This window comes from Pseudooceanicola atlanticus, assembly GCF_000768315.1.
In the GTDB taxonomy this organism is placed as follows: Bacteria; Pseudomonadota; Alphaproteobacteria; order Rhodobacterales; family Rhodobacteraceae; genus Pseudooceanicola; species Pseudooceanicola atlanticus.
Window position 1 is genome coordinate 472,868 of sequence record NZ_AQQX01000003.1, and the last position, 13,732, is coordinate 486,599.

Below are 13,732 nucleotides of genomic sequence, written 5' to 3' on the forward strand. Positions count from 1 at the left end.
CGTGGGCTTGGTATCCGTCCCCGCCTGCCAAAAAGAAAAAGACCGGCGCGGCGGCCGGTCTTTCCAGGTTAGCTTTGCGGGCGTTCCGCCCAGCCTGCGAATATCCGCTCCAGTGCGACCACGGCGTAGTAGAGCAGGATCCCCAGCACGGCGAGCGCGATCAGAACCGCGAACATCAGCGGATAGTTCGAATTCGTCTGCCCCGACAGGAACAGCGCCCCCAGCCCGCGACCATGGGGCGAGATGATCTCGACCAGGTTGGTGCCGATGAAGGCCAGCGTGACCGAGACTTTCAGCGCGCCGAAGAATTCAGGCAGGGTCTTGGGAAGCGCGATCTTGCGGAAGATGGTGAACCGGCTGGCCCCGAGCGAGCGCAGGATGTCGCGGTATTCCGGCTCCAGCGTCGACAGGCCGATGCCCACCGACACGGCGATCGGGAAGAACGAGATCAGGAAGGCCATCATCACGGTGTTGAAATTATGCTGGCCGATGAACAGCAGCGCCAGAACCGGCACGAGCGTGGCCTTGGGTACCGCGTTGAATCCCACCAGCAGCGGGTAGAGCCCGTCCCGTGCAATCCGCGAAAACCCCATGATCATGCCCAACAACGTCCCGCAGACCACCGCCAGCAGCAGGCCCAGAACCGTCCGCCACAGCGTCTGCCAGCCACCGATCAGGAACAGGTTCCAGAACCGCGAATACGCTTCAGGCAGGTCGGACGGAGAGGCCATCACGTAGTTCGGCCAGCCATTGGCCCAGACCAGCAGCTCCCAGACGATCAGGAACAGGACGATGGCGGCCACGGGCACGCCGACTTTCTGCACGTTTCTCATGACTGCACCGCCGGTTCCGGTTGCCGCCCCTGGGCGATTTGGATCTGTTCCCGCAGGGCGGCCAGCATGTCGGAACAGGCCGGGGTATAAAGCCCCTCCAGCTTCCGTTCGCCGCCCTCACCGGGATATTTCACATCAAGCACGTATTGCGTTGTGGCGGGACGCCCCGACAGCACGATCACCTGGTCGCCCAGGTAGACACTTTCGCGCAGGTCATGGGTGATCAGCACCGCCGTGAACGGCTCTTTCGCGCGCAGGGCATGCATGGTCTGCCAAAGGTCTTCGCGGGTGAAGGCATCCAGCGCGCCGAAGGGCTCGTCCATGATCAAGACGTCGGGCTTGTGCACGATGGACCGGCACAGGGAAGCGCGCTGACGCATGCCGCCCGACAGTTCCGACGGGCGCTTGTCCTCGAAACCGTCGAGACCGACCAGCGTCAGCAACTCCATCGCCCGGTCGCGGCGCTTGGCACGCGGCATCGTCGGCGCGACGATTTCCAGCGGCAGGATCACGTTGTCCATGATCGTGCGCCATTCCAGCAGGACCGGGTTCTGGAACGCCATGCCCACGGTCTTGCGCGGGGTCTTCACCAATTCGCCATGAAGCCAGACCTCGCCCTCGTCGGGCTTCATCAGGCCGGCCACCAACCGTGTGAGCGTGGACTTGCCACAGCCCGACGGGCCGACCACGGCGGCGAACTCCCCCTCCGGCACGGAGACGTTGAGGTTGTCCAGCACCGGCAACGGACCGTCCGGCGTCTGGTAGGCGTGGGTCACGCCCTTGATCTCGATAAGATTTGTCATTGGAAAGAAGCGGGGCCGGCGTTTCGGACGCCGGCCCCTGCCCTGTTATTGCAGCATCAGGCTGCCGTCATCGGGCAGATAGCTGTCGTCGAAATAGAGCGAGGCATCGGGTTCCGACTGGAACTCATAAACCGCCTTGGTCTGCTCGATCGCCTTGGCCATGCGGTCGGCGTCGATCATGCCCAGGCCGTTTTCCTTGACGAAATCGGTCAGGACGTTGTCCTCCAGCACCATGGCCAGGCGCTCCAGCTCAAGCTCCTTGTCGGCGGCGGGGTTGCGTTCCAGCAGCGCGTCGATACCCGCTTCGGGATCGGCGATGACAGAGGCCCAGCCCTTGGCGACGGCGCGCAGGAAACCGGTGACGGCCTCGGGGTTCTCGGCGGCAAATTCGGTGTTCACGATCACCGCGTTGCCATACAGCTCAAGCCCGTAATCCGACATCAGGATGACCGAGATATCGTCGACCGGGACGCCCAGACGCTTGGTGTTCAGGAAGGACGAGAAGGAATAGCCGGTCACGGCAGCGACCTTGCCCTCGGCCAGCATCGGCTCGCGCGTCGGGAAGCCCACGGGCTCAACGGTGATGTCATCCATCACCAGCTCGTTCTCGGCGGCGAAGATCGGGAATTGCGCCCAGGCGCCATCCGGCGGCGGCGCGCCCAGCACCTTGCCCATCAGGTCCGACGGCTCCTCGACGCCCAGCGACTTGCGGCCCACCACGGCAAAGGGCGGCGCGTCATAGGTCATCATGATTGCGGTGACCGGCGCGCCGGGGTTCTGGTCGACAAAGCGCATCAGGCTGTTGATGTCGGCAAAGCCGATCGGATAGGCGCCCGTGGCCACTTTCGGGATCGCGTCCAGCGACCCGGCCCCTTCCGCGATCTCGACGGTCAGGCCCTCATCGGCGAAATAGCCTTCGTCCAGCGCCACGAAATACGGGGCCGCCGGCCCTTCGAATTTCCAGTCCAGCGCGAAATTCATCTCGGTTTGCGCGGAAACGGCGCCTGTTGCGCCGATCGTCGCGACGGAGGCAGCGAAAGCTGCAGAGATTAGTCGGTTGAACACGTCACTCTCCCTTGGATTGGTTCGACAACATTTGTCGTGCCCTGCGGGAGACGCGAAACAGGCGCTTCGGACTCGCCGATCACTTTGTCCATACGGTCCAGAATTGCGCCCGCAAATTAATCAGGGCGCCCGAAAATTGGGCGCCCCGCAATAATGGCCGATCGTCTGCGGACCGGATCAGTTTCGTCGTGGAATGCGGACCATCAGGTCCTCGTAGCCCCGCACGAAGACCGAGAATGTCCGGGACGGTTCCTGCAGGACCTCGATCACGGGGAAGCGTTTCAGGATCTCTTCCCACAGGATCTGCAACTGCATCTCGGCCACGCGATTGCCGAAGCAACGATGGATGCCGAAGCCGAAGGACAGGTGCGACCGCACCTTGTCGCGGGTGATGTCATAGGCGTTCGGGTTCTCGAAGTGCCGCTCGTCGCGGTTGCCGGAAACGTACCACATGGCGACACGGTCGCCCTTGCGGATCGTCTTGCCGTGCATCTCCACGTCTTCCTTGGCAGTCCGGGCCATGTGGGCCAGCGGGGTCTGCCAGCGGATCGTCTCGGACACCATGCCCGGCACCAGCGACGGGTCGGCACGCAGCTTGTCATATTGCTCGGGGAACCGGTTCAGCGCGTAGACCGATCCCGACAGCGTGTTGCGGGTCGTGTCGTTGCCCCCGACGATCAGCAGGATGACGTTGCCGTAGAAGACATGCCGCGGCATGGAGGCCGTGCCCTCCCCCTGCGCCAGCATCGACACCAGGTCGAAACCGCCATCCTTCTTCTCGCGGTCGCGCCACAGTTCGTCGAAGGCGGCGAAACAGGCGTCCATCTCGGCCTTCTTGTGCTCCCAGCTTTCGACCGGGCCATGGCCGGGCGAATTGGTGATCATATCCGACCAATGGGTCAGCTTGCGCCGGTCCTCGAACGGGAAATCAAACAGCGTCGCCAGGGTCATGGCGGTGAATTCCTTGCTCACCAGGTCGACCCAGTCAAAGGGCTCACCAATGGGCAGGCTGTCCAGCAGCTTGGCCGCGCGTTCCCGCAGCAATACCGACAGAGTCTTGAGGTTCGGCGGCTGCACGACCGGGCCGACGGCCTTGCGCTGCGGGCCGTGGTCGGGCTGGTCCATGGTGATGAAACCGACGCCGTCATTGCTCTGAAACCGGTTGAACTCGATCGTTTCGGCGGTGCGCAGCGTGATCGCCTCGGCCGAGGAGAACCGCTTGTGATCAAGATCGACCGCCGCGATGTCGGCATAGCGGGTGATCGACCAATGCGGTTCGTAATTGCCGGTATCGCAGTAATGCACCGGGTCTTCGTTGCGCAGGCGTTCGAAATAGGGCCACATCGTATCCATCGCGAATTGCGATGCGCGGGCGACGTTCAGCGTGTCCAGCGGCTGCGCGGCAGCATCCTGGCGCGCCTCGTCCAATGTCGGGCGTACAAAATCTTCCATATCAGGCCTCCCTCCTGACCCCGCGCGTTGCCGTCGCGGGCCCGGTCATTGGACCCCGAAAGCGCGGTGCCACGCAAGCCCCCTGACAACCTTCCGGTGCGTCACATGGGGCCCGGATCGCCCTAGAAGGACAAGAGAAAACCCGCCGCGCATGTGGCGCGGCGGGCTGCATCCAAGGGCTTGACCGGATCAGGGCGCGGAGGGCGCGCCCCGGGCCGGCATCATTCCGCCCAATCCCAGGGCCGGGTGAATTTCCCCAGCAGAGAGGTGATCGCCATATCGTCGACCTCGCCGGTCTTCTTCACCTTGGCGGTCAGGCCACGCTTCTTGTCATCCACGACCTCGACCACTTCGGCGGGCAGACCCGCTTCAGAGAGGGCTTCATTGTAGATGCGCCGGATCGCACTCTTGCGCAGGTCCGGCTTGAAGACCTTGCCGACGGCCGTCTTGGGCAATTCGTCCAGGATCTCGATATGCTTGGGAAAGGCCGCGCGTTCGTGGATATGCTTGCGCGCATGTTCCATCAACTCGTCCGTGGTGACATCCCCGCCACCGACCAGTTCGACATAGGCACAGGGGATTTCGCCGGAATGCGCATCGGGCTGACCGATCGCGCCGGCAAAGGCCACCGCCTGGTGGGACAGCAGCGCCTCCTCGATCTCGGCGGGGTCGATGTTGTGGCCGCCACGAATGATCAGGTCCTTGGCACGGCCCGTGATCCAGACATAGCCGTCCTCATCGATGCGCCCAAGGTCACCGGTCCGCAGGTAGACGCGGTTGGTCTCGTGTCCCTCGTGATAGAGGTCGCGGTTCTTGACCTCCTCGGTATAGGTCGAATGGGCGTTCACGCCGGGGTTGGAGACACAGATCTCCCCCACCTCGTCCACGCCGCATTCGCGCAGCTCCTTGGTGGTGTGATCGAAGATGCGCACATCCGTGTAGGGGAACGGGATGCCGACCGATCCGATCTTCTTCTCGCCCGCCACGGGGTTGCAGGACACGAGGCAGGTCGCCTCGGTCAGGCCGTAGCCTTCCACTATGGTGACACCGGTTGCCTTCTCGAAGCGGTTGAACAGTTCCTGCGGCAGCGGCGCAGAGCCCGAGAACGACGTCTTCACGGTCGAGATATCGGCATCCACAGGGCGCTGCATCAGCGCCGAAATAGCGGTCGGCACGGTGATGATGAAGGTGATCTTCCAGCGCTCGCACAGCTTCCAGAAATTGTCGAACACGCCCTCGCCGCGATAGCCCGACGGCGTTGGGAAGACGACATGGGCGCCGGATTTCAGCATCGCCATGAAGATCACGTGGCAGGCAAAGACGTGGAACAGCGGCAGCGGGCAGATCACGTTGTCGTCTTCGGTGAACAGAAGCTGATGCCCGATCCAGCCATTGTAGACGATACCGGAATACTTGTGCTGGGCGACCTTGGGCATGCCCGTCGTGCCGCCGGTGTGGAAATAGGCCGCGACCCGGTCCCGCCCGCTGTCTTCGAAGGACAGCGTCTTGGGCTGGCGCTTCATCTCGGCCAGGAAATCCTTCACGTCGGCATGGTGGTTGATGCCGTTCTTGGGGCGGATGAATGGCACGATCCAGCTTTTCGGCGGGGTCAGGTAGCGGTTCAGATCGACCTCGAGGATCGTGTGAACGCCGGGGGCATGTTTCACCGCCTCGGCGGTCTTCTGCGCAACATCCGAGCTGGGGAAAGATTTCAGGGTCACGACGACCTTGGCCTTGGTCTCCCGCAGGATGGCGCCGATCTGTTCGGGCTCCAGCAGCGGGTTGATCGGGTTCACGATCCCCGCGATCATCCCCGCCACGGTGGCGACGGCGGTTTCATTGCTGTTGGGCAACACCAGGGCCACGACGTCTTCCTCGCCGATGCCCAGCGACCGGAACAGGTTGGCCGCCTGGCAGGTCTTGTCGAAAAGCTCGGACCAGGTATAGGTCTCGGCCTTGTCGTCGGGGCCGGACATCAGCTGGAACGTCAGGGCGTTATGGGCCGGGAACTTTTCTGCCGTCTCCTTGATCATCTGGTAGACGGTGACCGGAACACCCCGCTCCTCGTAGGGCATCTCGTTCTCGATCGCGAGATTGTCGGCAAGCGACGTCATCGGCATTTCAGTTCCTCCCAAAACCGAATTCGGAAAAGTCGCCCAAAGATGGGGGACAACGCCTGTTAACGCAAGCTTGACCCTGCGTTGACGTTTGCGGAAGCCTGAAACGAAAAATCCTGATCGGGTCGCGGGATCACATCCATGCCGAGATGACTGCGATCGGGGCAAAGACCCGCCGCAATTCCGACAGATCACTCGGGATGGGGCACCACATCCGACAAACCTTCGGTAAATTGCAGCTTCGCCAGCCGCGCGTAAAGCCCTTCCTGCGCCACCAGCTCGTTATGGGTGCCCTCTGCGACGATACGGCCGCGTTCCATCACGACGATGCGGTCGGCCTTCTTGACGGTGGACAGGCGGTGCGCGATCACGATGGTCGTGCGGCCTTCGGCAACGGTTTCCACCGCCTGCTGCACCAGTCGCTCGCTTTCCGCATCCAGGGCCGAGGTCGCCTCGTCCAGCAGCAGGACAGGGGCGTCGCGCAGGATGGCCCGGGCAATGGCGATGCGCTGTTTCTGGCCGCCTGACAGCATCACGCCGCGTTCGCCCAGCGGGCTGTCATAACCGTCGGGCAGCTGGGTGATGAAGTCATGGGCCGCAGCGGCACGCGCGGCCGCCTCGACCTCCGCATCCGAGGCATCGGGCCAGCCGAAACGGATGTTATCGCGCGCCGAGGCTGCGAAGATCACCGGGTCCTGCGGCACCAGCGCCATGGTCCGGCGGAAGGCCCGACGCTCCAGCGTCTTCAGATCGGCACCGTCCAGCCGCACCTGACCCTTGGCCGGGTCGTAGAACCGCAGGATCATCTGGATCACCGTCGACTTGCCCGCCCCGGACGGGCCGACCAGCGCCACGGTCTCGCCTGGCTTCACATGAAGCGTCACGTTGTCCAGTGCCGGTTCGGCGGGTCGCGAGGGGTAAGAGAATGTCACGCCCTCGAAATCGATCGCCCCCCGCACCGGTTCCGGCAGCGCCAGCGGCGCATCGGGGTCCTGGACCTGATCGCGGATCTGCAACAGCTCCACCAGCCGTTCGGTCGCCCCGGCGGCGCGCTGCACCTCGCCCCAGATCTCCGACAGGGCCGCGACGGAGCCTGCAACCATGACCGAATAGATCACGAACTGCACCAACGCGCCGGTCGACATCTCGCCCTGACGCACGTCATGGGCGCCGATCCACAGCACCCCGACCACGCCCGAGAAGATCAGGAAGATCACGATCATCGTCATCACGGCCCGCGCCGTGATCCGCTTGCGGGCGGAGTTGAAGCTTTCCTCGGTCACCCGGTCGAACTCATCCCGCGATCGCCGCTCATGGGTGAAGGCCTGGACGGTCTGCACCGACAACAGCGCCTCCGACGCGTTCCCCGACGAGGCCGCGATCCAGTCCTGGTTTTCGCGGCTCAGCACCCGCAGGCGTCGACCCAGCGTCAGGATCGGTACGATCACCGCCGGCACGATCAGCAGCACCAGCCCCGTCAGCTTGGCCGAGGTGAACAGCATCAGCACCAGCCCGCCCATGAAGATCAGCATGTTGCGCAGCGCGATCGAAATGGAGGAGCCGATTACCGACTGGATCAGCGTCGTGTCGGTGGTGATCCGGCTCAGCACTTCGCCGGTCATCGTGGTTTCGTAGAAGGCCGGGCTCATCCCGATGACCCGGCCGAACACGGCCTTGCGGATATCGGCCACAACCCGTTCGCCCAGCCGCGTGACCAGCGCGTAGCGTAGCCCCGTGCCAAGGGCCAGAAGCCCGGCAAAACCAATGGCGGCGGCGAAATACTGGTCCAGCAGGCCCGACGCATCCGACCCGAAATTGTCGACCACCCGCCGCACGGCCAATGGCAGCATCAGCGACACCGAAGCCGTCAGCACCAGCGCCAGGAAAGCCGCACCCAGCAACAGGCGGTAGGGGCGCAGATAGGGCCAAAGCTCGGCCAGCGCCCCGACGCGGCGGCTCTTCTCGCGGTCTTCAGCGGTTGGGCTCAGGGTCGGGCGGCGCGCCATGGAGGGGTCCTTGCACTGGTCTAGGGGCCTGCCCGGGGCCGGGCTCCCGCTACATGGCGGCCCCGTCTCTCCGGGTCAACCCGCGGCCCGCCACCCGGTCGCATCTGACGCACCACGCCCGCCGGGCTCTCAGCCGTCGCGATGCCGCCCCGCCGTCGCGCCGGCATCCACGGGCAGAACCGCCCCGGTGACCCATCGGGCCGCGTCCGAGGCCAGGAAGGCCACGGCATTGCCGACATCCCAGCCCGATCCCTCGACCTGCAACAACGACCGCTTGCGCCGCGCGTCGCGGGCTGTGTCGTCCATGCCGCGGGTATAGACCATCGGCGTGTAGACCATGCCGGGGCAGATGCAGTTCACCCGCACCCCGTCACGGCCGTGGTGGGTCGCCATGGCCCGCGTCATCTGCACCACCGCGCCCTTGGACGTCGGATAAAGCAGCTTCGGATGCCCGCCGATCAAACCGGCGACGGACGAGATATTGACGATGGATCCCGCCCCCTTCTCGATCATGCCGGGCAGGCAGGCCCGCGCCATCAGCACCATCGAGGACACGTTGACCGCCATCGCCTTGTCCCATTCGGCCATGTCGACATCCAGCGCCGTGCCGTCCGGTCCACCGATCCCCACGTTGTTCACCAGGATATCCGGCACGCCCAGTTCCTCGGTGATTGCGGCAACCGTGTCCTTGCAGGCCGCCTCCTCCGCCACGTCGCAGGCATAGACGGCCGCCGTGCCGCCCTGTGCCTCGATCATCGCCAGCGTTGCCTCGGCCCATTCCCTGTTGGCATCGATCAGGGCCACTTTCGCCCCGTGCCGCGCCAGCAGGATAGAAGCCGCGCGCCCATTGCCGATCCCGTCGGCCCGCGACCCGGCCCCCGTGACCACCGCCACCTTCCCCGTCACCGCAAAGGCCGAGGGTATCTCCGCGCCGCTCATGCCGTGGCGCCTTGGTTCGAATTCGTCATGTCTGTCTCCTCCCAGAGCCCGGGCGCATCGCCCGACTGAGCGGAAATATTACTTACCGTTCGGTAGAATCCAAGAGCCGAGGCACCAAACACGAAAAAACCCGCCATCGGGCGGGTCGCAGGGCCATTGGCCTGGGCGGAAAATCTGGAGCGGGTAGCGGGAATCGAACCCGCACGACTAGCTTGGAAGGCTAGGGCGCTACCATTACACCATACCCGCTCAACAGGAGTGGAGGATATTCCACACCCGCCCTGCCCCGTCAAGCCGGTCCTGCGCCGCTGCGGCATTATCCAAATGTTACGGATTTGGCCCTATTGCTCGGCAAGGTTTCCATTGCGACCGGGATGGGGTGAATGACAGGCGCAGCGAAAATCAGATGCCTCGTGGTCGAGGACAGCGAGGTCGACCGCCTGCGCTTCAGCCGCATCTTTTCGCATGCCAAACCCGCCTGTTCGGTCGATTTCGCCCCCAGTCTCTCCAGCGCCCGGACCAAATTGATGGACGAGGATTACCAGATGATCTTCCTCGACAATTCCCTGCGCGACGGGCTGGGCGCGGATTTCGCGATGGAACTGGCCGGCAGTCGACGGATGGGGGCGATTCCCATCGTCATGGTCAGCGATTGGCCCTCGCCCTTCATGTACGCCAAGGCCCGCTCGGCCAACGTGAAAGAGGTGCTGACCAAGGACCAGTTCAATTCGAACGTCCTGCAGGGATTGCTGCCCTACGGCATGACCCGCCACTGAAAACGGCCCAGAAAAACGGCCCGGCGCGATGCCGGGCCGTTTCGGGTTTCAGCTCGGACGACTAGTTCAGCCGCCATAGCCCCCCGGTGTCGGGGTCACGACGATGACCGCCTCGCCGGCCTCCAGCTCTGTCTGGTCACAGGGGGCAAGGGTTTCGACCTTGCCGGACAGGCGGCGCACCTGGGTCTTGCCCCGGCGCCCCTCTGCCCCGCCCATCAGGCCCTGCGGCGCGTGGTCCCGGTGCGAGGACAGGATCGACAGGTCCATCGGCTCCAGGAACCGGATCACGCGGGTCGTGCCGTCACCGCCACGCACCCGCCCTGCCCCGCCAGAGCCTTCGTCGATGCGGAAATCCTCCAGCATCACGGGATAACGGCTTTCCAGGATCTCCGGATCGGTCAGGCGCGAATTGGTCATGTGGACATGCACCCCGGCCTGGCCGTCAAATTCCCGCCCGTCATTCCAGCGCCCCGCCGGGGACCCTGCGCAGATCGTCTCGTAATACTGGTAGGTCTCGTTGCCGAAGGTCAGGTTGTTCATCGTCCCCTCGCTGTTCGACATGGCGCCAAGCGCCCCGAACAGCGCGTTCGTCACGTGCTGAGAGGTCTCGACATTGCCCGCCACGACCGCCGCCGGATAGGTCGGCGCCAGCATGCAGCCTTCGGGCACGATGATCTTGATCGGCCGCAGGCAGCCCGCATTCATCGGGATCGGCGCCTCCACCATGACCCGGAAGACATAAAGAACGGCGGCCCGCGTCACCGGCTCGGGCGCGTTGAAGTTGTTCTTCTGCATCGGCGAGGTGCCGGTGAAATCAACGACCGCCTCGCCCGCCTCACGGTCAATGGTGATCTTCACGCGAATGACCTGGCCGGTATCGGTGGGATATTCGTATTCGCCATCCTCCAGCCGGCCCAGAACGCGGGCGACCTCGGCGGCGGCATTGTCCTGCACGTGGCCCATATAGGCCTGCACGACGTCCAGTCCGAACAACTCGATCATCCGACGCAGCTCTGCCGCGCCACGGGCATTGGCGGCGACCTGCGCCTTCAGGTCGGCGACGTTCTGATCGGGGTTGCGGCAGGGCCAGGCATGGTCGGTCAGCACCTCGCGCAGCGCGGCTTCGCGGAACCGGCCATCCTCGACCAGCAGGAAGTTGTCGATCAGCACGCCTTCTTCCTCGACGCTGGTGGCGCGCGGCGTCATCGACCCGGGCGCGATCCCACCCACATCGGCGTGGTGCCCGCGCGAGGCGGTCCAGAACAGGATTTCGTCTTCCTCGAAGACCGGCGTCACCACGGTGATGTCCGGCAGATGCGTGCCCCCGTTATAGGGCGCGTTCAGCGCAAAGACGTCGCCCGGGCGCACCTTGCCCGCATTCTGCCGGATGATCGCCTCGACCGAACGATCCATGGAGCCCAGATGCACCGGCATATGCGGCGCGTTGGCCACCAGCGCCCCGTCCCGGTCGAACACCGCGCAGGAAAAATCGAGCCGTTCCTTGATGTTCACCGACCGTGCGGTTTTCTGCAGCGCAACGCCCATCTGTTCGGCGATGTTCATGAAGAGGTTGTTGAACACCTCCAGCAGCACCGGGTCGGCCTTGGTGCCGACCGCATCGGCGCGGTTCGCGGCCTCGACCCGGGTCATCATGACATGATCGTGCCCCGACACCTCGGCCCGCCAGCCGGGTTCGACGACAATGGTCTGGTTCGTCTCGATGACCAGCGCGGGGCCCTGCACGTGACGGCCCGGCGTCAGCGCGTCGCGCCGCACGATCGCCGCCTCGTGCCAGGTGCCACCCGAAAAGACCGGGACGCGCGCCTCGATCTCCGCGGCGCCCTCGGTCAGGTCGTGGCTGTCATCGGTGCCCGCATGATCCGGCGCCTCGCCCTCGACCTCGACCGCTTCGACCACCAGCTGCGTATCGGGATCGGTAAAACCGAACTCCGCCTTGTGCGCCGCTTCGAACTCTGCGCGGGCGGCGGCCTCGTCATCGGCCCAGCGGACCGGAAGCGCCGTGTCGGTGCCCGCATAGCGCAGATGCAGGCGCCGCCGGATCTCGACCTCGTCGCTGACGCCCTGTTCGGCCAGCGCCTGGCGCACCTCGCCTTCCAGCCGCTCGAGGGCGGGCCCGATATCCGCGGTCTCGCCAAAGACCGCCTCCAGCCCCTGTTGTCGCGCCTCGGTCACGCGGGCCAGGCCTATACCGTAGGCCGACAGCAGGCCCGACAGCGGATGGATCAGCACCTGGCTCATGCCGAGCGCATCGGCCACCAGGCAGGCATGCTGCCCGCCCGCGCCGCCGAAGGCGTTCAGCAGGTAGCCGGTCACGTCATGCCCCCGCTGGACCGAGATCTTCTTGACCGCGTTGGCCATGCTTTCGACCGCGATGCGCAGGAACCCTTCCGCGACCTCCTCGGGGGCCTTGTCGCCGGCAATCTCGGCGAACTTGGCGGCCACGGTGTCGCGGTCCAGTGTCTGGTCCTGGTCGGGGCCGAAGATGGCGGGGAAGTAGTCGGGGTTCAGCTTGCCCAGCATGACATTGGCATCGGTCACGGTCAGCGGGCCACCGCCCCGGTAACAGGCCGGCCCGGGATGCGCCCCCGCGCTGTCGGGGCCCACCCGGAACCGACCGGGATCGGCATGCAGGATCGACCCGCCCCCGGCGGCCACCGTATGCACCTGCACCATCGGCGTGCGCATCCGCACGCCGGCCACCTGCGTTTCGAACGCCCGCTCGAAGGCGCCGTCGAAATGCGCCACGTCGGTCGAGGTGCCGCCCATGTCAAAGCCGATCACCTTGTCATGCCCGGCGATCTGCCCGGTGCGCGCCATGCCCACAACGCCACCCGCGGGCCCCGACAGGATCGCGTCGCGCCCCTTGAACCGGTCCGCCGCGGTCAGCCCGCCGGAGGACATCATGAACAGAAGCGTGGGACCCGCCTGATCCGGCGGTGTCGCGCCCAGGGCCTTTGCGACCCGGTCGACATAGCGCGACAGGATCGGCGTAAGGTAGGCGTCCACCACCGTCGTGTCGCCCCGCCCCACCAGCTTGATCAGCGGCGACACCTCGTGGCTGACCGAGATCTGGCCAAAGCCCTCTTCCCGCGCGATGCGGGCCAGCGCCTCTTCATGGGCGGGGGCAGCCCAGGCGTGCATCAGCACGATGGCAACCGCGTCGATCCCGTCCGCCTTGGCCGCGGCCAGCGCCGCGCGGGCGCTTTCGGGGTCCAGCGCGGTTTCGACGCTGCCATCGGCGCGCACCCGTTCCTCGACCTCGACCACCTGCTCGTACAGCTGTTCGGGCAGCGTGATTTCCTTGGCGAAAATGTCAGGCCGGTCCTGGTAAGCGATCCGCAGCGCATCGCGGAAGCCCCTGGTGATCAGCAGCAGGGTCCGGTCGCCCTTGCGTTCCAGCAGCGCATTTGTCGCCACGGTCGTGCCCATCCGCACGGTGCCGACGCGGGCCGGGTCGATCTCATCTTCCCCCAGATGGCGGCGAATCCCCTCGATCGCCGCGTCCTCGTAGACGCCGGGATTCTCCGACAACAGCTTCATCGCGGCCAGGTTGCCGTCGGGCGATCGCGCAATAACATCTGTAAACGTGCCCCCGCGGTCGATCCAGAAATCCCATTCCTTGCGTGCCGATTGCTCAATCATTCATCTAATTCCCGCATGATGCCGTCATTTTGCTTACAATTTGTTGACGAAACTTAAGTGAGTCTGTCAAGGTCCTGT

The 13,732-nt window shown here is 65.0% G+C and carries 9 protein-coding genes and 1 tRNA gene; 1 reads left to right on the plus strand and 9 read right to left on the minus strand.

Features of this window, described 5'->3' with window-relative positions; genetic code table 11:
* Positions 1-68: 68 nt before the first annotated feature.
* The 8 genes from ATO9_RS10140 to ATO9_RS10175 form a co-directional block, all read right to left on the minus strand.
* Positions 69-833, minus strand: coding sequence for an ABC transporter permease (locus tag ATO9_RS10140; protein ID WP_043748058.1), 765 nt, complete (start codon positions 831-833; stop codon positions 69-71).
* Positions 830-1,636 (minus strand): ABC transporter ATP-binding protein, encoded by an 807-nt coding sequence (locus ATO9_RS10145; protein ID WP_043748061.1) that lies wholly within the window; start codon positions 1,634-1,636, stop codon positions 830-832. The genes ATO9_RS10140 and ATO9_RS10145 overlap by 4 nt, the downstream gene beginning before the upstream one ends.
* 45 nt (positions 1,637-1,681) lie before the next feature.
* Positions 1,682-2,701, minus strand: coding sequence for an ABC transporter substrate-binding protein (locus tag ATO9_RS10150; RefSeq protein ID WP_043748063.1), 1,020 nt, complete (start codon positions 2,699-2,701; stop codon positions 1,682-1,684).
* A gap of 177 nt (positions 2,702-2,878) precedes the next feature.
* Complete coding sequence (locus tag ATO9_RS10155) at positions 2,879-4,153, minus strand: cytochrome P450 (protein WP_043748065.1); 1,275 nt, start codon at positions 4,151-4,153, stop codon at positions 2,879-2,881.
* A 221-nt stretch (positions 4,154-4,374) separates the two neighbouring features.
* Entirely contained in the window at positions 4,375-6,273 is a 1,899-nt protein-coding gene (locus tag ATO9_RS10160; RefSeq protein WP_043748068.1) for an acyl-CoA synthetase, read from the minus strand.
* Positions 6,274-6,461: 188 nt separating this feature from the next.
* Entirely contained in the window at positions 6,462-8,276 is a 1,815-nt protein-coding gene (locus tag ATO9_RS10165; protein ID WP_052418226.1) for an ABC transporter transmembrane domain-containing protein, read from the minus strand.
* Positions 8,277-8,405: 129 nt separating this feature from the next.
* On the minus strand, positions 8,406-9,215 hold the full coding sequence (locus ATO9_RS10170; protein ID WP_043748071.1) for an SDR family NAD(P)-dependent oxidoreductase: 810 nt from the start codon (positions 9,213-9,215) through the stop codon (positions 8,406-8,408).
* A 175-nt stretch (positions 9,216-9,390) separates the two neighbouring features.
* Positions 9,391-9,464: transfer RNA gene (locus ATO9_RS10175), tRNA-Gly, on the minus strand.
* 134 nt (positions 9,465-9,598) lie between these two features.
* Between ATO9_RS10175 and ATO9_RS10180 the strand changes: the two genes are divergently transcribed.
* Positions 9,599-9,991 (plus strand): response regulator, encoded by a 393-nt coding sequence (locus ATO9_RS10180; protein WP_043748072.1) that lies wholly within the window; start codon positions 9,599-9,601, stop codon positions 9,989-9,991.
* A gap of 66 nt (positions 9,992-10,057) precedes the next feature.
* On the opposite strand, the gene ATO9_RS10185 is transcribed toward ATO9_RS10180, so the two are convergent.
* Positions 10,058-13,654 carry a hydantoinase B/oxoprolinase family protein gene (locus ATO9_RS10185; RefSeq protein WP_043748075.1) on the minus strand — a complete coding sequence of 1,199 codons (3,597 nt, stop codon included), beginning with the start codon at positions 13,652-13,654 and terminating at the stop codon, positions 10,058-10,060.
* Positions 13,655-13,732 lie beyond the last annotated feature (78 nt).